Origin of the sequence: Acidovorax sp. KKS102 (assembly GCF_000302535.1) — a bacterium.
Lineage (GTDB): Bacteria > Pseudomonadota > Gammaproteobacteria > Burkholderiales > Burkholderiaceae_C > Acidovorax.
Window position 1 is genome coordinate 3,665,994 of the sequence record NC_018708.1, and the last position, 20,283, is coordinate 3,686,276.

Genomic DNA, 20,283 nt, shown 5'->3' on the forward strand with positions numbered 1-20,283 from the left:
TCTGTGGGCCACAAGTGCGGTTTCACTATGCCGGCTGCAGGAAATGTCCTTCAAAGCCCTCAAATGCACCACATTGGTGCAAAAAAAGCCTGCGCGTTTGACCTTGGACAAAATGTCCAATCGACAAAAAAGCTAGCGCTAGTACATTCGCACACATCCCGTTATCCGCGTTTACCCTGAAACGCATTGATCGCGCTCTTCACATGCTCAAACTTCCCCAACTTCGTGGGCCCACCTGGCTGCTCGCCCTGACAGCGCTGGGTAGCCTGGCAGGCTGCAGCAAGGCTGTCGTGCTCAACCCGGCCGGTGACGTCGCGGCCCAGCAGGGCCAGATGGTCATTACCGCCACGCTGCTGATGCTGATCATCATCGTGCCCGTGATCGCGCTCACCCTGTTGTTTGCCTGGAAATACCGCCAGGGCAACACCGAGGCCGAGTACGACCCCGAGTGGCACCACTCCACCACGCTGGAGCTGGTGATCTGGACGGTGCCGCTGCTGATCATCATTGCGCTGGGCGCCATCACCTGGATCGGCACCCACAAGCTGGACCCCTACCGGCCTCTCGACCGCATCGACGCGCAGCGCGCCGTGCCCGCCGATGTGAAGCCGCTCGAAGTGCAGGTGGTGGCCATGGACTGGAAATGGCTGTTCTTCTACCCCGAACAAGGCATCGCCACCGTCAATGAAGTGGCCGCCCCGGTGGACCGCCCCATCCTGTTCAAGCTGACGGCCACGTCCACCATGAACGCGTTTTACGTGCCCGACCTGGCCGGCATGATCTACGCCATGCCCGGCATGCAGACCGAGCTGAACGCGGTGATCAACAGGCCCGGCGTGTTCCACGGCATGTCGTCGCACTACAGCGGCGCGGGCTTCTCGGGCATGACGTTCAAGTTCCACGGCCTGAGCAATGAAGACTTTGCCCAGTGGGTGCAGAAAGCCAAGACCGAAGGGAAGCCGCTCGACAAGGGCACCTACCTGAACCTGGTCAAGCCCAGCGAACGCGACCCGGTGCAGCGCTTTGCCTCGGTGGAAGAAGGCTTGTACGACAAGGTACTCAACCGCTGCGTCGAAGACGGAAAGATGTGCATGCACCACATGATGGCGATTGATGCCCAGGGCGGCGACGCCTATGTGCGCGCCATGGGGTTGAACCTGCCCCAGGACGTCTGCACCGTGCAAAACGCCGCCCAGGTGGTGGCCGCACTCGAATCCCGCAACGCACCGGCCTCCGCATCCGGCGCCAGCATCCGTCAATGAGCTTCCCTATGACCTCCGAAACCCTTTCTCCATCCCACTGGGCGCTGGGCCGCCTGAGCTGGGACGCCGTGCCCATGGCGCACGAGCCCATTGTGTTGTGGACCTTCATTGCCGTGGTCCTGGGCGGCCTCGTCGTCATGGCGGGCATCACCAAGTTCCGCCTGTGGGGCCCGCTGTGGCGCGACTGGATCTGCAGCATTGACCACAAGCGCATCGGCATCATGTACATGATCCTGGGCCTGGTGATGCTGCTGCGCGGCTTTGCCGACGCGGTGATGATGCGCCTGCAGCAGGCCATGGCCTTTGGCGACAACATGGGCTACCTGCCGCCGCACCACTACGACCAGATCTTCACCGCCCACGGCGTGATCATGATCTTCTTCGTGGCGATGCCGCTGGTCACCGGGCTGATGAACTACCTGGTGCCGCTGCAGATCGGCGCGCGCGACGTGTCCTTCCCGTTCCTGAACAACTTCAGCTTCTGGATGACCACGGCCGGCGCCGTGCTGGTGATGGTGTCGCTGTTCCTGGGTGAGTTCTCCACCTCTGGCTGGCTGGCGCTGTCCAACCTGGGGGCGCAGAGCCCGAGCACCGGTCTGGACTACTACATCTGGGCGCTGCAGATCGCCGGGGTGGGCACGACGCTCTCGGGCATCAACCTGATCGTGACCATCATCAAGATGCGCGCACCCGGCATGAGCCTGATGAAGATGCCCGTGTTTACCTGGACGGCCCTGTGCACCAATGCACTGATCGTGGCGTCCTTCCCCGTGCTGACGGCTGCGCTGGTGCTGATGTCGCTGGACCGCTACGTGGGCACCAACTTCTTCACCAACGAGCTGGGCGGCAACCCCATGCTCTACGTGAACCTGATCTGGATCTGGGGCCACCCAGAGGTGTACATCCTGGTGCTGCCCGCCTTCGGCGTGTTCTCCGAAGTGGTCGCCACCTTCAGCAAAAAGCGTCTGTTTGGCTACACCTCCATGGTGTACGCCACGGTGTGTATCACCATCCTGTCGTACCTGGTATGGCTGCACCACTTCTTCACCATGGGCTCGGGCGCGAGCGTGAACACCTTCTTCGGTATCACGACGATGATCATCTCGATCCCCACGGGCGCGAAGATCTTCAACTGGCTGTTCACCATGTACAAGGGCCGCATCCGCTTTGAGCTGCCCATGATGTGGACCGTGGCCTTCATGGTGACGTTCGCCATCGGCGGCATGACCGGCGTGCTGCTGGCCGTGCCCCCGGCCGACTTCGTGCTGCACAACAGCCTGTTCCTGATCGCCCACTTCCACAACGTGATCATCGGCGGCGTGGTGTTTGCCATGTTTGCAGGCATCAACTACTGGTTCCCCAAGGCGTTTGGCTACAAGCTGGACCGCACCTGGGGCGTGCGCTCCTTCTGGCTGTGGCTGGTGGGCTTCTGGGTGGCATTCACGCCGCTGTATGTGCTGGGCCTGATGGGCGTCACCCGCCGCGCCAACCACTTCGAAGACCAGTCGCTGCAGATCTGGTTCGTGATCGCTGCCATCGGCGCGGCCATGATTGCCGCCGGCATTGGGTGCTTCCTGATCCAGCTGGTGGTCAGCTTCCTCAAGCGCGAACAGCTGCGCGACTGGACGGGCGACCCCTGGGACGGCCGCACGCTGGAGTGGGCCACCTCGTCGCCCCCGCCCAACTACAACTTCGCCTTCACCCCTGTGGTGCACGAGATCGATGCCTGGTGGGACATGAAGAAGCACGGCTACAAGCGTCCTCTGGCGGGCTTCCAGCCCATCCACATGCCAGCCAACACCGGCGCTGGCGTGGTGATCTCGGGGCTGTCGCTGGTGTTCGGCTTTGCACTGATCTGGCACATGTGGCTGCTGGCGGCCGTCTCGTTTGCGGCTGTCGTTCTGGCCGCCATCGTCCACACGTTCAACTACAAGCGTGACTTCTACATCCCGGCATCGGAAGTGATCTCCACCGAAGAAGCCCGCACACTCCAACTGGCCCGCCATGTCTGATATCCGCATCCACGCTGGCGCCGCAGCAGGCGCCCTGGCCCCGCGCGAGTACCACCTCGCGCACGAGCCTCATCCTGAAAACGGCACGGCCCTGGGTTTCTGGCTGTACCTGATGAGCGACTGCCTGATCTTTGCAGCGCTGTTCGCTACCTACGGCGTGCTGGGCCGCAGCTATGCCGCAGGCCCCACCGGCGCGCAGCTGTTCGACCTGACCCTGGTGGCCATCAACACCGCGTTCCTGCTGCTGTCCTCCATCACCTTCGGGTTTGCCATGCTGCGCAAGCAGCTGGGCGATGTGAAGGGCACACTGCTGTGGCTGGCCGTCACGGGCGTGTTTGGCCTGTGCTTCCTGGGCCTGGAACTGTATGAGTTCTCGCACCTGCTGCACGAGGGCGCAGGCCCACAGCGCAGCGCCTTCCTGTCGGCGTTCTTCACGCTGGTGGGCACCCACGGCCTGCACGTCACCTTCGGCCTGATCTGGCTGGTGGTGCTGATGGTCCAGATCGGCAAGCACGGCCTGATCCCCGAGAACAATCGCCGCCTGATGTGCCTGTCCATGTTCTGGCACTTCCTGGACGTGGTCTGGATCGGCGTTTTCACCTTTGTGTACCTGATGGGGGTGCTGTAAATGAGCGCACAACACGCAACACACGCCAACGGTGCGCACGATGCGCATGGGCATGACGATCACCACCACGACGCAGGCCCCCACAGCACCTTTTCGGGCTACATGACGGGGTTTGTGCTGTCCATCATCCTCACGGCCATTCCCTTCTGGCTGGTGATGGCCAAGGTGATTGCGGACCGCAACACCGCCGTGCTGGTGCTGGGCGGCTTTGCCGTGATCCAGATCCTGGTGCACATGGTGTTCTTCCTGCACATGAACGGCAAGATCGAAGGCGGCTGGACGCTGCTGTCCACCATCTTCACGGTGGTGTTCGTGGCCATCGCCATTGCGGGCACCTTGTGGGTGATGTTCCACATGAATGCCAACATGATGCCGGAGCACCCCACGCCCACACCGCCTACACACGAGGCGCCCGGACACTCCACGCCCTGATGGACACAGCCCCCACCACCATGGCAGTGCCGCGCCGGGGCTTGCGCCGCGCAGTCCTGCTGGTGCTGGGCATGGCTTTGTTCCTGGGCTTTGTGTCGCTGGGCACGTGGCAGGTCCAGCGCCGCACCTGGAAGCTGGACCTCATCGAAAGGGTGGACCAACGGGTACACGCCGCACCGGTCGCTCTGCCCCCGGTAGACCAATGGCCGGGCATCAGTGCCGCACAGCACGAGTATCTGCCAGTGGTCTTTCAGGGCCGCTGGCTGCCCGGCAAGACGGTGCTGACCCAGGCAGTCACCGAGCTGGGTGCGGGGTTCTGGGTGATGACGGCCCTGCAACAGGATGACGGCACCCAGGTGCTGGTGAACCGGGGCTTTGTACCCCAGGAGCAACGCGCCCAATGGCTGGAGGCCCAGCCCCCCGCCGATGGCGCGGCCACCGTCCAGGGGCTGTTGCGCATGACCGAGCCCGGCGGTGGCTTTCTGCGTACCAACGATCCGGCACAGCAGCGCTGGTACTCGCGTGATGTGGCCGCCATCAGCAGCGCGCTGGGTCTGCCCCGGGCGGCTCCATTTTTTGTGGATGCCGGGCTACCGGGTACCGCAGCGGCTTCTTCAGCCGCCTCTGGCTGGCCCCGCGCTGGCCTGACCGTCATCCGGTTTCACAACAGCCACCTGGTGTACGCCCTGACCTGGTATGGTCTTGCGCTCATGGTTGTCGTTGCCGGCTGGTATGTGGCACGCTATGAGCGCCGCACGGGCGCACGGGCCGCCAGCCGCCTCCCGACCCACGATGAACACCCACCTACAACGCCCTGACCCTGCGCTGGCCACTGCGCCGCGCAATGCACGCTCCGCTGACGCAGCCGCCGGAATCAAGAACCTGCAGCAACTGATTGAGCTGCGCTGGATTGCGGTGGTGGGCCAGGTGTTCACCATCGAGATGGCGCACTACAGCCTGGGCTTGAAGCTGCCGCTGCAGGAGATGCTGCTCGTCGTCGGCTGCCTGGCAGTCTTCAACGTGGTGAGCCTGCTGCGCCTGCGCACGGGCCGCGCGGTGCGCAATGTGGAGCTGTTTCTGGCGCTGCTGATTGACGTGGCAGTGCTCACGGTGCAGCTGTACCTGAGTGGTGGTACCAGCAACCCCTTCGTGTTTTTGTACCTGCTGCAGATCACTCTGGGCGCCGTGCTGCTGCGCGGTGCCTACATCTGGTCCATCGTGATCATCACCGTCCTGTGCTTTGCGGCACTGGCAGACCACCACCTGCCGCTGGCCCTGCCGCAGGACCTGCACCAGGGCCTGTCAAGCCTGTATGTGCTCGGGCTGCTGGTGTGCTTTGTGCTCAACGCCACGCTGGTGATGGTGTTCATCACCCGCATCCACCGCAACCTGCGCGAGCGCGATGCCCGCCTAGCGGCCGCACGCCGGCGCCGCGTGGAAGAAGAGCACATCGTGCGCATGGGCCTGCTGGCGTCGGGGGCCGCACACGAGCTGGGTACGCCCCTGTCCACCCTGGCGGTGATCCTGGGCGACTGGCAGCACGACAAGCGGCTGACCAGCAACGCAGCGCTCAAGGAAGACATTGCCGAGATGCAGACGCAGGTACAGCGGTGCAAGAGCATCGTGAGCGGCATCCTGCTGTCGGCGGGTGAAACGCGCGGCGAGGCGTCGGTGCAGACCACCGTGCGCAAGTTCGTAGATGCGCTGGCCGAGGAATGGCGCAGCACCCGCACGATCCCCCAGTTTGACTACGACAACGACTTCGGCACCGACACGCCCATGGTGTCGGACACCACCCTCAAGCAAATGGTTTTCAATGTACTGGACAATGCACGTGACGCCTCGCCAGGCTGGGTGAGATTGGCGGTCACGCGCAATGCAGATGCCTTGTGCATGACTGTGACCGATGCCGGCCCCGGCTTTGCACCCGACATGTTGTCCAAGCTAGGCACGCCGTACCAGTCCTCCAAGAACCGCCCTGGCGGAGGGTTGGGGCTGTATCTGGTGCTAAATGTCGCCCGCACCCTGGGTGGCAGCGTGGAGGCGCGCAACCGGCCCGAAGGCGGCGCACAGGTGACCATCGAATTGCCCCTGGCCTCGATTGCGCTGCCCCAGAAGGTATGAATGAACGAAAGAACCCACCGTGGACACTGAAGAAGCGCAACGACAGCTGCTGATCGTCGAGGACGACGAAGCCTTTGCGCGCACGCTGGCCCGCTCGTTTGAACGGCGCGGCTACAGCGTGTTGCAGGCAGCGAGCCTGGCCGACGTAGAGGTCTTGCTGGAGCAGCACCAGCCCGGCTATGCGGTGGTGGACCTCAAGCTCAAGGGAGAGGCCTCAGGCCTGGCCTGCGTGCAGACGTTGCACGCTGCGGACGAAGAGATGCTGATCGTGGTGCTCACGGGTTTTGCGAGCATTGCCACCGCTGTGGAAGCCGTGAAACTGGGCGCCTGCCACTATCTCGCCAAGCCCTCCAACACCGACGACATCGAAGCGGCATTTGGCCTCAGGGAAGGCAATGCCGAGGTGGAGTTGACCAACCGCTCCAGTTCCATCAAGACGCTGGAATGGGAACGCATCAACGAGGTGCTGGCTGAAACAGGCTTCAACCTGTCGGAGGCCGCGCGGCGCCTGGGTATGCACCGCCGCACCCTCACGCGCAAGCTCGAAAAGAAACAGGTGCGCTAGCGCCAGGGGTCTTGGGGCCGCCCTCTCCCGCCTCGGTACTCGGCCATCCAGGTGGGGCACAGTCTGTGCGTCCACCATGACCATGCGCCCCCGCAGGTTTCTGAACCGCACTCAGGCGGCCTCAGGCGCTGGCAGCCTCAGGTTCTGCCTTGAGCATCTGCTGCTCGAAAGCGCGCAAGCGCTTGTAGATCGAGATCTGCTCCACCACCGTGCTCCAGTTCAGCACCAGGAACTGGAACGACTCCAGTACCTTGTCAAAGGCCCGGGCAATCTGCTGCATCACTCCTAGGGTGATCACCCCCGCGATCAGCGTGGGGCCCAACGCCACCAGGGGCACCAGCACACTCACCTGCAGGTAGGACCACTTCACCACATCGAAGTACAGGTAGTGGAAAAACAGCCGGAAGTAGTTGCGGCGCACGCCTGCGAACAGCTCGGCCGCCGTGGGGGGAGAAGCCCGGTTCGGGTCGTCCTCGCCCAGCACCAGCTCCTTGCGGTACGCCGCCTCCACGCGCTGGTTGTGAAACTCCAGCCCCGGCAGCTTCACACCCACGCAGGCGAGCAGCAGCGTGCCCCCCAAGGACCAGGCCAGCGCGACCCAGACCAGGGAATGCGGAACGGCACCGATGAGGGGCAGCGCAGTGACTTTGTCGGACAGCGTCCAGAGCACCGGCAAAAAGGCTCCGAGTGTCATGAGGCTGCGCATGAAGCTCAGGCCCAGGTCCTCCATGGTGCGGGCGAAACGCATGGTGTCTTCCTGCACACGCTGTGCCGCACCCTCGATGTGCCGCAGGCGTGGCCAGGCCGCCATGTAGTGCTCATTCATCGCCTGGCGCCAGCGGAAGATGTAGTGTTTGCTGAAAAAATCCACCAGCACTGCCGTCGTCACATAGATCATGGCGATGCGTGCAAAGGTCGAAAGCTGCCCCCAGAACTGCTCTGCGGTAATGCTGCCGGGCTTGCCCAGAGCCTCTTGGATCAGGTCGTAAAAGCTGCCGAACCAGTCGTTGATCTGCACGTCCAGCTGCACACGGTAAGCGGTGGCCAGAAGAATGACGACAGAACCGAGGAGTGACCAGGCCCACCAGCGGCGGGCGAAAAAGAAGGACTTGAACATCGTGGTGCCGTGTTGGAATGGTTCTGCGAATTCTGAGTGCCGCACGCAATGATCGTTCCGCGGCAAACAACGCCGCCGATCATCTGCCTAAAGTGCAGACACCGGCCAATCAGCCTTCGCACCGAGCGCAGGCCCGACGCCAGCCTCTGGCTAGCGCGGCCGGGCCCTTTGCCCCAGCCATTCCTGAGCCGCCTGCTGCCCACCCCAGCGCGCCCAATCCAACGCGCTCTTTCCGTGCGGGTCTTTCTGCGAAAGATCCACCCCCTGCTCATCCAGCCAACGCAGCACGGCCACCTTTCCTTTGGCCGAAGCCAGCATGGCGGGGGTCTCGCCCCGGCTGGCGGGGGCGGGTTCGGTCAGCGATTGCCCTTGCTCTTTGAGCCAATCCAGGCACGGCACACAGCCGCTTTGCGCGGCCATGTGCACGGGCCCCCAGTCCCAGCGGTTGCGGGCTTGCAGGCTGGCACCGGCCTGCACCAGGCGTTGCGCCACCACCAGATGTCCGCCATAAAAAGCCCGCAGCAGGGCCGTGTCACCACGCTCACTGTCTTTGGCCGTCTGCCGCAAATCGGGCTGGGCCCCAGCCTGTAACAGCGCCTCCACACGCGCCAGCTGCCCCCGGTGGGCGGCCAGCATCAGCACGGAGGAGCCGGTGTCCGCCAGCAGGTTGGGGTTGGCGCCGTCGCGCAGGGCCTGCGCCAGTGCGCTGGCATCGCCCGCATTCTGAGCGTCCATGAGGCGGGCATCTGCAGGCGCCCAAATGCGCGAGGAGGCCACTACCGCAGGGGCTTGCAGCACCGCGCTGCGACCTGCCCACCACACTGCACGCCCGCCATGGGCCCACCATACGAGCAAGCCAAAAGCCAAAAGCCAAAAGCCATGCCCAGCAACCCCAGGCTGCACGTGAATGGGCCGCCACCTGGGGCCGCTGCGCCCCTGGCGTGAAGCGCCCTCGCCGATCCAGCCACGCACGTGCCACCGCCTGGCCCACGGCCTGCGCGGCAGCCGTGCCGCTCAGCCCTGGCGTCAGCATTTGCGAATGCCCTGACACATCCTTGCCCAGCACCGCGTGGTAGGCCTGCCCCCCCGCCGTGTACTGCAGCTTGTGCACCAGCGACTGGCTGGATTCGCCTGGCAACGTTGCCATGTGAGACCAAACCCACGAGCCGCGACGCACGACCAGGCCATCGTCTTGCACCCGCAGCGTCCACCGCCGGGTGGCGGCATGCAAAGCCCAGGCGGGCAGCACCAACAAAGCCAACCAACCCCAAAAGCCGCTCGGCAGCACCAGGGCGCCCGGCTGGATGCGGTCGTTCACCCACCACTCCAGCGCCAGCAAAGCCAATGCCACCGCAGCGGACCAGCGCCAAGCGGTCTGCTCGAACGCGAGGGACCAGGCGTCTGGTGTCTCGGTCAAACGCACGCCAGGGGGAAGAAAGCCTGGGGATTCAGCGGACTTACCCATGCCCGGAGAATTCAACGGCGGAGAGGCGGCATCGCGCCCTAAGCCGGGTGGCTCGATGGGGACTTCCTGCACCCACTGTGCCCGCCGATCAAAGCGGTCTGGCACCGAAGCAGCCTCCGCCCAGGACGGGGTGACGGCCTGGACCGCCAAGTCGTACGCCAACTCCAACGCACCATCGGCACGCACCAGTTCCAGCCGCCAGTCCACCCGGTCGCCACCGCGCCGCGCACCGTGGGTGGGGGCGTCATCAGGCAGGTCAAAACGCGCTACCAGGCGCATGCCGCCCTCGCCCGTCGGCTGGCGCCGCGCCGTGGCCTTCAGCACCTCCACCTGGCGCTCGGGCGAGCCGGAGCTGGATTCGTCCACACGGTATTGCGCCAATTGCATGTGCAGGTTTTCGGCCCCGGCTTGCTCCACAGCCCGCGCAGGCAGCACCAGCGTGATTTCGGCCGACCGCCCCGCCGTGGGCCGCGATGGCAGGGCCGTCATACCAACCCCCTGGTAGCGCCAGGCCTTGCGGCTGTTCTGCCAGGCGGCAGCTACCAAGCCCACGCCGATCACCACAAAGACGCCCATGAAGCCCTTGGCCCACCAGGGCCCTTTGCCGTCCGACCAGAACAAGGCGGCCATGGGGAAAGCGATGCCACACCAGAACACCGCGAAGAACCACAGCGCCCCCTGCCCTTTGGCCAGGGAATGCGTTGGCTCCAGGTCTGGTACATCGTCCTGGGGGCGCCTCAAGATGCGCAGAAACAACCATGCAGCAGTCACCCCGACGCCGGTGAACACCAGGGCAAACGGCAGCCGAAAAATCTGCAGTCGCCAGCGGATGCTGCGGTCCAGCAGGGCTTGGGCCGGGGCTCGTGGGTTGACCCAGGCGGTGATGAATTCGCCCCGCTCCTGCGCTTGGCGCAGGGTGCGGTGCCATTGCGCCTGCCAGTCGCCGACGTTGTCGGCACGGGAGTTCGGATCCAGCCCCACGCGCTGCGCTTCGTACGTTTGGCCCGCCACGGCGTAGCGATATCGGGCCAGCACCTGGTAGGCGGTGCCCCCCTCGCTGCCCGCGTGCTGCTTCAGTTGCACATCCAGCACCTGGGCCGGCACAGGCTGCCATGAGCGCACCGTCCAGGCTGCCAGCGCCGTTTCAGCCAAGGGCCGCAAACCTGCCCAATACCCACCGGCACCGAACACCACCGCAAAGATGGCGCAGAAAACCAGCAAAACCCCTCGTCCCATTGTGTTGCCCATGGCTCCCTCCTTTTGTTGTTGTTATGGATGTCTTGTTATGGGCTCCAGCATAGTGACGAATGGATGACGTTTGTGAGACATCCAAAGTGGGCCAAAAAAAAGCGGCCCCTGAGGGCCGCTTCTGTTGCGCAAAGAACGCGGGGATCAGGCGGTGACGCCCTTGGCGGTTTCTGCGTACTCTTCGATCTGGTCGAAGTTCAGGTACTTGTAGATCGACGCGCCGTCCTTGTTCACGATGCCCATGGCTTCGTGGTATTCGGCCACTGTGGGGATCTTGCCCAGCTTGGACGCGATGGCGGCGAGTTCGGCCGAGGCCAGGAACACGTTGGTGTTCTTGCCCAGGCGGTTGGGGAAGTTGCGGGTGGAGGTGGACACCACCGTAGCGCCTTCGCGCACCTGTGCCTGGTTGCCCATGCACAGCGAGCAGCCGGGCATTTCGGTACGGGCACCGGCGGCGCCAAAGTTGGCGTAATGGCCTTCCTTGATCAGCTCGCTTTCGTCCATCTTGGTGGGCGGTGCCACCCACAGCTTGACGGGGATGTCACGGCTACCGCCGAGCAGCTTGGCCGCGGCGCGGAAGTGACCGATGTTGGTCATGCAAGAGCCGATGAAGGCTTCATCGATCTTGGTGCCAGCCACTTCCGACAGCGTCTTGGCATCGTCCGGATCGTTGGGGCAGCACAGGATGGGTTCCTTGATGTCGGCCAGATCGATCTCGATGACGGCTGCGTATTCCGCATCCTTGTCGGCTTCGAGCAGGTTGGGGTTGGCCAGCCAGGCTTCGACCTTCTCGATGCGGCGCTGCAGCGTGCGGGCGTCTGCATAGCCATCGGCGATCATGTTCTTCATCAGCACCACGTTGCTGGTCAGGTATTCCTTGACCGGCTCGGGGTTGAGCTTGATGGTGCAACCAGCGGCAGAGCGTTCTGCAGAGGCGTCGGACAATTCAAACGCTTGTTCAACCTTCAGGTTGGGCAGGCCCTCGATTTCCAGAATGCGGCCCGAGAAGATATTCTTCTTGCCCGCCTTGGCCACCGTCAACAGACCCGCCTTGATCGCGTACAGCGGAATCGCATGCACCAGGTCGCGCAGCGTCACGCCCGGCTGCATTTCGCCCTTGAAACGCACCAGCACCGACTCGGGCATGTCCAGAGGCATCACGCCCGTGGCAGCGCCGAAAGCCACCAGGCCAGAGCCTGCGGGGAAAGAAATACCGATGGGGAAACGCGTGTGCGAGTCGCCGCCCGTACCCACGGTGTCAGGCAGCAGCAGGCGGTTGAGCCAGCTGTGAATCACGCCGTCACCAGGACGCAGAGCCACGCCACCACGGTTGCTGATGAACGCAGGCAGTTCGCGGTGGGTCTTCACGTCCACGGGCTTGGGGTAGGCCGCCGTGTGGCAGAACGACTGCATGACCAGGTCTGCCGAGAAGCCCAGGCAGGCCAGGTCTTTCAGCTCGTCGCGGGTCATCGGACCGGTGGTGTCTTGCGAGCCCACGGTCGTCATCTTGGGTTCGCAGTAGGTACCTGGGCGCACGCCCTGGCCTTCTGGCAGACCCACGGCGCGACCCACCATCTTCTGAGCGAGGGTGAAGCCAGCCTTCGAAGCGGCAGGTGCCTGGGGAAGGCGGAACAGCGTGGAGGCAGGCAGGCCCAGGAACTCGCGGGCCTTAGCCGTCAGCGAACGGCCGATGATGAGGTTGATACGGCCGCCCGCACGCACTTCGTCAAACAGCACATCGCTCTTGAGCTTGAACTCGGCCACGGTGGCACCGTTCTTCACGATCTTGCCGTCATAGGGCAGGATGTCGACCACGTCGCCCATTTCGAGCTTGGACACATCGACTTCGATCGGCAGCGAGCCCGAATCTTCTTGCGTGTTGAAGAAGATGGGAGCGATCTTGCCGCCCAAGGTCACACCGCCAAAACGCTTGTTCGGCACGAACGGGATGTCTTGACCGGTGGCCCAGATCACGCTGTTGGTGGCCGACTTGCGGCTGGAGCCGGTGCCCACCACGTCGCCCACGTAGGCCACGAGGTTGCCCTTCTTCTTGAGGTCTTCGATGAACTGCATCGGACCGCGCTTGCCATCCTCCTCGGGCTTGAACGCCGCATCGGGGCGGGTGTTCTTCAGCATGGCGAGGTAGTGCAGCGGAATGTCGGGGCGGCTCCAGGCATCCGGCGCGGGCGACAGGTCGTCGGTGTTGGTTTCGCCAGGCACCTTGAACACGGTGACCGTGATCTTCTTTTCGACTTCAGGACGGGTGGTGAACCACTCGGCATCGGCCCAGCTCTTGATGACTTCCTGCGCCTTGGCGTTGCCGGCCTTGGCCTTGGCGGCGACGTCATTGAAGAAGTCGAACATCAAGAGGGTCTTCTTCAGGCCTTCTGCGGCCACACCGGCCACTTCGGCATCGTCGAGCAATTCGATCAGCGGGTGCACGTTGTAGCCGCCCACCATGGTGCCCAGCAGTTCCGTGGCCTTGGCCTTGGAGATCAGGCCCACCTTGATGTCGCCATGCGCCACGGCCGCCAGAAAGCTGGCCTTGACCTTGGCAGCGTCGTCCACGCCCGGTGGCACGCGATGGGTCAGCAGGTCCAGCAGGAAGGCCTCTTCACCGGGGGGTGGGTTCTTGATCAGTTCGATCAGTTCAGCCACCTGCTTGGCGTCCAGGGGCAGGGGCGGGATACCCAGTGCAGCGCGTTCGGCAGCATGGTCTCGGTAGGCTTTCAACATTGTTTTCTCCAGTTGCGTTCTAAAGTGGGGCGTAGGGTGTGGCAGCGGGCTCGGCACACACCGGTCGTTGAGAGGTGCGCGCGATCTTTTTATTTGGCAGCGGGCAGCGGGTCCAGCACGCTCACGGGTGGGTTCTTCTTGATGGCTTCAGCCACTACGACCTGCTCGGGACTCATGCACTCGTCAGCCAAGCGCTGACCCGCGCGCTGGTTCATCAGCATGGACTTGTTGGCGATCTGCAGCCACACGGCGCCGCCCTTGGCGTCCTCCAGACGCACCGTGCCTGTGGTCGTGGCCACCGGCGACATGTAGTACTTGAAACCCTTGCCTTCCACGTGGAAGTGGCCGGGGGTTGCGGGGTCTGCGGTCACCGTGACAAAAGCGCCCAGTTCGCAGGGCATGCGCCCCACATGGACGCGCTCGGCAATCGCCAGTTCGGCGGGCGACAGGGCTGCTTCGGCAGCAATGATGCCGGCCGCCACCTGGTTGGTGGCGCTCTTCAGCTGGGTGCGGCTGCTGGTGGGTTCGGCCTTGGCATGGCTCTTGGCAGGAGCCTTGGCCGCGGTCTTGCCCTCTGCAGGCTTGGCAGCCGTCTTGGCGGCTGGCTTGGCTGCGGGTTTGGCGGCAGCCTTGGTGTCGGACTTGGCCGCTGGCTGGGCAGTTGTTTGCGCCAGGGCAAAGGCCGGGGCCAGCAGCATGAGGGCGGAGGCAATGACGAATTTCATAGGATGTCCTGCATGGAAATGTCCAGGGGTGTTCACGATGGAACGAAAGCGGATGTGTCAAACCATTGACGCACCGCCAAGGGTAGCGCGCGCCCGGTACGGTGGGCGCGCTCCAAAATTTGCCAATAGAAGCGGTAGCTGGCCCGGTCGTGCAATACCCCATCCACACTGATAGGGGCCCAGTCAGCCAACGCTGCCGCCGCAATGATCCGGGATGCGGTGTCGATATCGTCCTGCTGGGGGGCAAAGGCCTGCAGGATGGTGCGGATCTGCGCCGGATGGATGCTCCACATCCGGGTGTAGCCCAGCTCGCGCGATGCGCGGCCGACAGCACCTTGCAGGGCCGCCATGTCCGAAAACTCGGTGACCACGCAATGGGACGGTACCTTGCCATGCGCATGGCAGGCCGAGGCGATTTCGAGCTTGGCTCGCACCACCAGCGGGTGCGTGAACTGCCCGGCAGAGGTCATGGCCTGCGCGGGAATGGCGCCGCCATGGGCCGACACAAAATCCATGAGCCCGAAACTCAGGCTCTGCACGCGGGGGTGGGCCGCGATTTCAAACGCCCGCTGCACGGCGGCGGGAGACTCGATCAACACGTGCAAAGGCACATGGGCCGCCGACGCGCGCTCCAGCGCACGCTCAGCCAGCAGAACATCGTCTACCGACTCGACCTTGGGAATCATGATGTGGCACAGCCTGTGCCCCGCCTCGCCTGCAATGGTGGCGACGTCGTTGGCAAATGCAGGGTGGTCCACTGCGTGAACGCGGGCCGCAACCCGTGCGCCCGGGGCTGCATTCAGTGCCAGGCTTGCCACCAACGCTGCATGCGCGGACTCCAGCCCGACAGGGGCTCCGTCTTCGCAATCGAGGGTGACATCAAAGACGCAGGTGCCAAACTCCTGCGTCATCTCGGCCTGCAATTGCAGGCTCTTGCGCATGCGCGCTTCGACGCCGCTGTAGTGGTCGCAAACCGGCAGAAACCCGGTCTGCGCCTGGGCGCCGAGCAACACATCGCGCGGATGGACAGACACAGCGCCCTGCCCCGGTGCGGGGGCTTGGGCGACCCGAAGGCCCGATGCCACAGGCGTCGGCTGCATTGCGTCGTTCACCAGCTTGTTTACAGCAGGTGCTTGACGCCGTCTTGCTCGCCTTGCAGTTCGGCCAGCGTGATGTTGATGCGCTCTTGCGAGAACGCATCGATGTCCAAACCTTCAACGATCTTGTACTCGCCGTTTTCGCAAGTCACAGGGAAGCCGAACATCACGTCCTTGGGAATGCCGTATTCGCCATTGGATGGAACACCCATGGTGACCCACTTGCCGTTGGTGCCCAGGGCCCAGTCGCGCATGTGGTCGATGGCCGCATTGGCTGCAGACGCTGCCGACGACAGGCCACGGGCTTCGATGATGGCTGCGCCACGCTTGCCCACGGTGGGCAGGAACGTGTTGGCGTTCCATTCCTGGTCGTTGATCATCTTGGCCACGCTTTCGCCCTTGATGGTGGCAAAGCGGTAGTCGGCGTACATCGTGGGCGAGTGGTTGCCCCACACGGTCAGCTTCTCAATGTCAGCCACGGCCTTGCCGGTCTTTGCTGCGATCTGGCTGGCAGCACGGTTGTGGTCCAGGCGCAGCATGGCGGTGAAGTTCTTGCGTGGCAGGTCGGGGGCCGACTTCATGGCGATGTAAGCATTGGTGTTGGCGGGGTTGCCCACCACCAGCACCTTCACGTCACGCGATGCCACTGCGTTCAGGGCCTTGCCCTGTGCCGTGAAGATGGCGCCGTTGACAGCCAGCAACTCGGCACGCTCCATGCCAGGACCACGGGGACGCGAACCGACCAGCAGTGCGTAGTCAGCGTCCTTGAAGGCGGTCATGGGGTCGCTGTGGGCGGTCATTTCGACGAGCAGCGGGAAGGCGCAGTCGTCCAGTTCCATCATCACGCCCTTGAGCGCTTTTTGAGGACCTTCGACAGGCACTTCGAGCAATTGCAGGATGACCGGCTGGTCCTTGCCCAGCATTTCGCCGGAGGCGATACGGAACAGCAGGGCGTAACCGATTTGACCGGCGGCGCCGGTGACAGCGACGCGAACGGGCTTCTTGCTCATGGTGAAAACTCCAGGAAGTGAGGAAAACAGGTGTGAGTGCAACGCAAGCACCAGCGCCTGTCACCAGTAGCCCGTGCCCCGCAAAACAGCATTGGAGTTTACCCCCGATTGGACACCTCGGTCAATTTGTCTTATGTCTTATATAAGATATGATTGCAACCCGTTTGTCGTCCGATTGTCATGGGGCAACCGCACTGCCGCACCACAACACACGCACAACCTACACACCCACACCATGTCATCGCTTCCGTTCGCAGCCGACAACCCCGCCGCTCCGCAAGGCGCCGCGGGCGTCGCCACGCCAGCGTTCAGCCCGCTGTACCAGCAGATCAAGGGGCTGATCCTGCAGAGCCTGCAACAGGGTGAATGGAAGCCTGGCGAGGCCATCCCGAGCGAAATGGAGCTGGCTGCGCGCTTTCGCGTGAGCCAGGGCACGGTTCGCAAGGCCATTGACGAACTGGCCGCCGAAAACCTGGTCATGCGCCGGCAAGGCAAAGGCACCTTTGTGGCCACCCACGCCGAGCAGCATGTGCAGTACCGCTTTCTGAAGCTGCTGCCCGACACGGGAGACGCCCGCGTGGAGGGCCCTGCGCAGCGCCGCGTGATCGATTGCCGCCGCGTGCGTGCCAATGCCGATGTGGCCCGTGCCCTGGCGTTGCGCAGTGGCGATGCCGTCATGCAAGCCCGGCGCATTCTGTCTTTTGCGGGAGTGCCCACCATTCTGGAAGACATCTGGCTGCCCGGCCAGGCATTCAAGGGCCTTACCGCCGAACAGCTGGCTAATTACCAAGGGCCGACTTACGCCATGTTTGAACTCGACTTTGGCGTGCGCATGGTGCGGGCCGAAGAAAAAATCCGCGCCGTGCTGCCCGACGAAGAACAAGCCCAGTTGCTGCAAATCACACCCGTCACGCCGCTGCTGAGCGTCGAGCGCATCGCTTACACCTACAACGATGTTCCCATGGAGTTACGCCGGGGCCTGTATCGCACCGATACCCACCACTACCGTAATGAATTGAGCTGACAGCAGGCTGGCACCCGAGCATTAACGTCGAAAATTTCAAGCCCGGCTAAACCCTTGTGTTGCGTTGCAATAGAATTTTGCGTTCTTTGCATCTTCAAATTACAAAGCAGTTACATCCACGAAAGCACCAGAAATGACAGAACTAGCCAAAAAACGGCCTGAATTCCGCAACATCAATGCCTTCAAGGACTTGACGACCTACCGCATGACGCCTGCCGCGTGGGTTTCGATCTTGCACCGCGCCAGCGGACTGATCATGTTCCTGCTGCTGCCTTTCATCATCTGGATGTTCGACACCTCGGTGTCTTCCGAAATCTCGTTCGCCAAATTCTCGGCGGCCTTCAACATCGGCATCGGCTTTGTGCCCGGCTGGTTCATCAAGCTGGTCGCTCTGGCGCTGATCTGGGCCTACCTGCACCACTTCATGGCCGGCCTGCGCCACCTGTGGATGGACGTGAGCCACAGCGCCGTGAACAAGCAATTTGGCAAGAGCTCTGCCCTGACCGTTCTGGTCATCAGCATCGGGCTGGCCCTGGTGCTGGGCGCCAAGCTGTTCGGCCTGTACTGATCAACCCACAAATACGGCGGCCGCTGCGAGTCAGCGCCTGTTGAAGAACGAGAGGAAATTTCCATGTCCGTCAATTACGGTTCCAAGCGCGTCGTCGTCGGCGCCCACTATGGTCTGCGCGACTGGCTCAGCCAGCGCGTCACGGCAGTCCTGATGGCGCTGTTCACCCTGGCGCTGCTGGCCCAGGTCATCTTTTCCAAAGGCCCCATCGGCTACGACAAATGGGCGGGCATCTTCTCGGCCCAGTGGATGAAGGTGCTGACCTTCTCCGTGATCGTCGCGATCGCCTGGCATGCGTGGGTCGGCCTGCGCGAAGTCCTGATGGACTACATCAAGCCCGTGGGCCTGCGCCTGGCACTGCAAGTGTTCAGCATCGTCTGGCTGGTCAGCTGCGCCGGCTGGGGCATCCAGGTTCTGTGGCGTCTCTGATTCCCGCGATTGAAGGTACACAATGAGCTACACACAAGCCAACATCACCAAGCGCAAGTTTGACGTCATCATCATCGGGGCCGGCGGCTCCGGCATGCGGGCATCCCTGCAACTGGCCCGCGCGGGCCTGAACGTTGCGGTTCTCTCCAAGGTCTTCCCCACCCGTTCGCACACCGTGGCGGCCCAGGGCGGCATCGGCGCGTCGCTGGGCAACATGTCCGAGGACAACTGGCACTACCACTTCTACGACACCATCAAGGGTTCCGACTGGCTCGGCGACCAGGATGCCATCGAGTTCATGTGCCGCGAAGCCCCCAAGGTCGTGTACGACCTGGAACACATGGGCATGCCGTTTGACCGCAACACCGACGGCACGATCTACCAGCGCCCCTTCGGCGGCCACACCGCCAACTACGGCGAAAAGCCCGTGCAACGCGCTTGCGCTGCGGCCGACCGCACCGGCCACGCCATGCTGCACACGCTGTACCAGCAAAACGTCAAGGCCCGCACCAACTTCTTCGTGGAGTGGATGGCCCTGGACCTGATCCGCGACGCCGACGGCGACGTGGTGGGCGTGACGGCGCTGGAAATGGAAACCGGCGACCTGCACATCCTCGAAGCCAAGACCACCCTGCTGGCCACCGGTGGCGCAGGCCGTATCTTTGCGGCATCGACCAACGCCTTCATCAACACCGGTGACGGCCTGGGCATGGCCGCACGTGCTGGCATTCCGCTGGAGGACATGGAGTTCTGGCAGTTCCACCCTACCGGCGTGGCCGGCGCGGGCGTGCTGCTGACCGAAGGCTGCCGTGGTGAAGGCGCCATCTTGCTCAACAGCAACGGCGAGCGCTTCATGGAGCGCTATGCGCCCACCCTGAAGGACCTGGCACCGCGCGACTTCGTGTCCCGCTCGATGGACCAGGAAATCAAGGAAGGCCGTGGCTGTGGTCCCAACAAGGATTACGTGCTGCTCAAGCTCGACCACCTGGGTGCAGACACCATCCACAAGCGCCTGCCTTCGGTGTACGAAATCGGCGTCAACTTCGCCAACGTGGACATCACCAAGGAACCGATTCCTGTGGTGCCCACCATCCACTACCAGATGGGTGGCATCCCCACCAACATCAACGGCCAGGTCGTGGTGCAGCAAGGCGGCAACGACAACCTGGTGGTCAACGGCCTGTACGCAGTGGGCGAATGCTCCTGCGTATCGGTGCACGGCGCCAACCGTCTGGGCACCAACTCGCTGCTGGACCTGCTGGTCTTCGGCCGCGCAGCTGGCAACCACATCGTCGAGTTCAACGACAAGAACAAGAACCACAAGCCCCTGCCCAAGGACGCGGCCGACCGCACCCTGGAGCGCCTCAACCGCCTGCAAGGCGCGAGCAGCGGCGAATACGCCCAGGACGTGGCCAACGACATCCGCGCCAGCATGCAGCTGCACGCCGGCGTGTTCCGCACGCAAGCGAGCATGGACGAAGGCGTCAAGAAGATTGCCGAGCTGCGCAACCGCGTGAACAGCGTGGGCCTGAAGGACCACTCCAAGGTGTTCAACACCGCCCGCATCGAAGCGCTGGAAGTCGAGAACCTGATCGAAGCTGCGCAAGCCACCATGGTGTCTGCAGCTGCCCGCAAGGAATGCCGTGGCGCCCACACGGTGAGCGACTACGAGCGCCCCGCAGACGACCCAGTGGCACCGCTGGGCCGCGACGATGCCAACTGGATGAAGCACACCCTGTGGCACAGCGAGAGCAACAGCCTGACCTACAAGCCCGTCAAACTCAAACCTCTGACCGTGGACTCAGTTCCGCCCAAGGTTCGCACGTTCTAAACGGATACAG

The 20,283-nt window shown here is 63.4% G+C and carries 17 protein-coding genes and 1 pseudogene; 11 read left to right on the forward strand and 7 right to left on the reverse strand.

The features are described from left to right. Window positions 1–203 precede the first annotated feature (203 nt). Genes cyoA through C380_RS16880 form a run of 7 tightly spaced genes read left to right on the forward strand, consistent with a single transcriptional unit; the run spans window position 204 to window position 7,023 of the window. Complete coding sequence (cyoA, locus tag C380_RS16850; protein WP_015015039.1) at window positions 204–1,262, forward strand: ubiquinol oxidase subunit II; 1,059 nt, start codon at window positions 204–206, stop codon at window positions 1,260–1,262. 8 nt (window positions 1,263–1,270) lie between these two features. Then, window positions 1,271–3,274: a cytochrome o ubiquinol oxidase subunit I gene (cyoB, locus tag C380_RS16855; RefSeq protein ID WP_015015040.1), complete on the forward strand. Its 2,004-nt coding sequence runs from the start codon at window positions 1,271–1,273 to the stop codon at window positions 3,272–3,274. Next, window positions 3,267–3,902 (forward strand): cytochrome o ubiquinol oxidase subunit III, encoded by a 636-nt coding sequence (gene cyoC / locus C380_RS16860; protein WP_015015041.1) that lies wholly within the window; start codon window positions 3,267–3,269, stop codon window positions 3,900–3,902. Before cyoB ends, cyoC begins: the two co-directional genes overlap by 8 nt. Beyond that, on the forward strand, window positions 3,903–4,334 hold the full coding sequence (cyoD, locus tag C380_RS16865) for a cytochrome o ubiquinol oxidase subunit IV (RefSeq protein ID WP_015015042.1): 432 nt from the start codon (window positions 3,903–3,905) through the stop codon (window positions 4,332–4,334). Then, window positions 4,334–5,152 (forward strand): SURF1 family protein, encoded by an 819-nt coding sequence (locus tag C380_RS16870; RefSeq protein ID WP_015015043.1) that lies wholly within the window; start codon window positions 4,334–4,336, stop codon window positions 5,150–5,152. The genes cyoD and C380_RS16870 overlap by 1 nt, the downstream gene beginning before the upstream one ends. Then, window positions 5,127–6,458 carry an ATP-binding protein gene (locus C380_RS16875; protein WP_015015044.1) on the forward strand — a complete coding sequence of 444 codons (1,332 nt, stop codon included), beginning with the start codon at window positions 5,127–5,129 and terminating at the stop codon, window positions 6,456–6,458. Before C380_RS16870 ends, C380_RS16875 begins: the two co-directional genes overlap by 26 nt. A 19-nt stretch (window positions 6,459–6,477) precedes the next feature. Then, complete coding sequence (locus C380_RS16880; protein WP_015015045.1) at window positions 6,478–7,023, forward strand: response regulator transcription factor; 546 nt, start codon at window positions 6,478–6,480, stop codon at window positions 7,021–7,023. Window positions 7,024–7,144: 121 nt separating this feature from the next. Here the strand turns inward: C380_RS16880 and sbmA are convergent, their stop codons facing one another. The 7 genes and pseudogenes from sbmA to C380_RS16910 all read right to left on the reverse strand — a co-directional run bounded on the left by sbmA (window position 7,145) and on the right by C380_RS16910 (window position 16,421). Next, a complete protein-coding gene (gene sbmA, locus C380_RS16885; protein ID WP_015015046.1) occupies window positions 7,145–8,140 on the reverse strand; it encodes a peptide antibiotic transporter SbmA in 996 nt (331 codons plus the stop codon). 150 nt (window positions 8,141–8,290) lie between these two features. After that, on the reverse strand, window positions 8,291–8,875 hold the full coding sequence (locus C380_RS25895; RefSeq protein WP_369750462.1) for an ankyrin repeat domain-containing protein: 585 nt from the start codon (window positions 8,873–8,875) through the stop codon (window positions 8,291–8,293). 1,552 nt (window positions 8,876–10,427) lie between these two features. Then, window positions 10,428–10,853 (reverse strand): annotated as a pseudogene (locus C380_RS25625) (DUF3592 domain-containing protein); the annotation flags it as partial. Between the two features lie 144 nt (window positions 10,854–10,997). Further along, window positions 10,998–13,589, reverse strand: a complete 2,592-nt coding sequence (gene acnB, locus C380_RS16895) for a bifunctional aconitate hydratase 2/2-methylisocitrate dehydratase (protein WP_015015049.1) — start codon at window positions 13,587–13,589, stop codon at window positions 10,998–11,000. A gap of 89 nt (window positions 13,590–13,678) precedes the next feature. Then, window positions 13,679–14,314, reverse strand: a complete 636-nt coding sequence (locus tag C380_RS16900) for a hypothetical protein (RefSeq protein WP_015015050.1) — start codon at window positions 14,312–14,314, stop codon at window positions 13,679–13,681. Window positions 14,315–14,346: 32 nt separating this feature from the next. Next, a complete protein-coding gene (locus C380_RS16905) occupies window positions 14,347–15,414 on the reverse strand; it encodes a CoA ester lyase (protein WP_015015051.1) in 1,068 nt (355 codons plus the stop codon). Window positions 15,415–15,434: 20 nt separating this feature from the next. Beyond that, entirely contained in the window at window positions 15,435–16,421 is a 987-nt protein-coding gene (locus C380_RS16910; protein ID WP_015015052.1) for a malate dehydrogenase, read from the reverse strand. A 235-nt stretch (window positions 16,422–16,656) separates the two neighbouring features. Between C380_RS16910 and C380_RS16915 the strand changes: the two genes are divergently transcribed. From C380_RS16915 to sdhA, 4 genes are all read left to right on the forward strand, one after another. Then, window positions 16,657–17,445, forward strand: coding sequence for a GntR family transcriptional regulator (locus C380_RS16915; protein ID WP_015015053.1), 789 nt, complete (start codon window positions 16,657–16,659; stop codon window positions 17,443–17,445). A 133-nt stretch (window positions 17,446–17,578) separates the two neighbouring features. Continuing rightward, entirely contained in the window at window positions 17,579–18,013 is a 435-nt protein-coding gene (gene sdhC / locus C380_RS16920) for a succinate dehydrogenase, cytochrome b556 subunit (protein ID WP_015015054.1), read from the forward strand. A 63-nt stretch (window positions 18,014–18,076) separates the two neighbouring features. After that, window positions 18,077–18,442 carry a succinate dehydrogenase, hydrophobic membrane anchor protein gene (sdhD, locus tag C380_RS16925; RefSeq protein ID WP_015015055.1) on the forward strand — a complete coding sequence of 122 codons (366 nt, stop codon included), beginning with the start codon at window positions 18,077–18,079 and terminating at the stop codon, window positions 18,440–18,442. Between the two features lie 22 nt (window positions 18,443–18,464). Further along, window positions 18,465–20,273, forward strand: coding sequence for a succinate dehydrogenase flavoprotein subunit (gene sdhA, locus C380_RS16930; RefSeq protein ID WP_015015056.1), 1,809 nt, complete (start codon window positions 18,465–18,467; stop codon window positions 20,271–20,273). Window positions 20,274–20,283: the final 10 nt, after the last annotated feature.

Bases quoted from the DNA above. Each gene is read 5' to 3' on its own strand.
- cyoA (WP_015015039.1), top strand. From the start codon at position 204: ATGCTCAAACTTCCCCAACTTCGTGGGCCCACCTGGCTGCTCGCCCTG.
- cyoB (WP_015015040.1), top strand. From the start codon at position 1,271: ATGACCTCCGAAACCCTTTCTCCATCCCACTGGGCGCTGGGCCGCCTG.
- cyoC (WP_015015041.1), top strand. From the start codon at position 3,267: ATGTCTGATATCCGCATCCACGCTGGCGCCGCAGCAGGCGCCCTGGCC.
- cyoD (WP_015015042.1), top strand. From the start codon at position 3,903: ATGAGCGCACAACACGCAACACACGCCAACGGTGCGCACGATGCGCAT.
- C380_RS16870 (WP_015015043.1), top strand. From the start codon at position 4,334: ATGGACACAGCCCCCACCACCATGGCAGTGCCGCGCCGGGGCTTGCGC.
- C380_RS16875 (WP_015015044.1), top strand. From the start codon at position 5,127: ATGAACACCCACCTACAACGCCCTGACCCTGCGCTGGCCACTGCGCCG.
- sbmA (WP_015015046.1), bottom strand. From the start codon at position 8,140: ATGTTCAAGTCCTTCTTTTTCGCCCGCCGCTGGTGGGCCTGGTCACTC.
- C380_RS25895 (WP_369750462.1), bottom strand. From the start codon at position 8,875: ATGGACGCTCAGAATGCGGGCGATGCCAGCGCACTGGCGCAGGCCCTG.
- acnB (WP_015015049.1), bottom strand. From the start codon at position 13,589: ATGTTGAAAGCCTACCGAGACCATGCTGCCGAACGCGCTGCACTGGGT.
- C380_RS16900 (WP_015015050.1), bottom strand. From the start codon at position 14,314: ATGAAATTCGTCATTGCCTCCGCCCTCATGCTGCTGGCCCCGGCCTTT.
- C380_RS16905 (WP_015015051.1), bottom strand. From the start codon at position 15,414: ATGCAGCCGACGCCTGTGGCATCGGGCCTTCGGGTCGCCCAAGCCCCC.
- C380_RS16910 (WP_015015052.1), bottom strand. From the start codon at position 16,421: ATGAGCAAGAAGCCCGTTCGCGTCGCTGTCACCGGCGCCGCCGGTCAA.
- C380_RS16915 (WP_015015053.1), top strand. From the start codon at position 16,657: ATGTCATCGCTTCCGTTCGCAGCCGACAACCCCGCCGCTCCGCAAGGC.
- sdhC (WP_015015054.1), top strand. From the start codon at position 17,579: ATGACAGAACTAGCCAAAAAACGGCCTGAATTCCGCAACATCAATGCC.
- sdhD (WP_015015055.1), top strand. From the start codon at position 18,077: ATGTCCGTCAATTACGGTTCCAAGCGCGTCGTCGTCGGCGCCCACTAT.
- sdhA (WP_015015056.1), top strand. From the start codon at position 18,465: ATGAGCTACACACAAGCCAACATCACCAAGCGCAAGTTTGACGTCATC.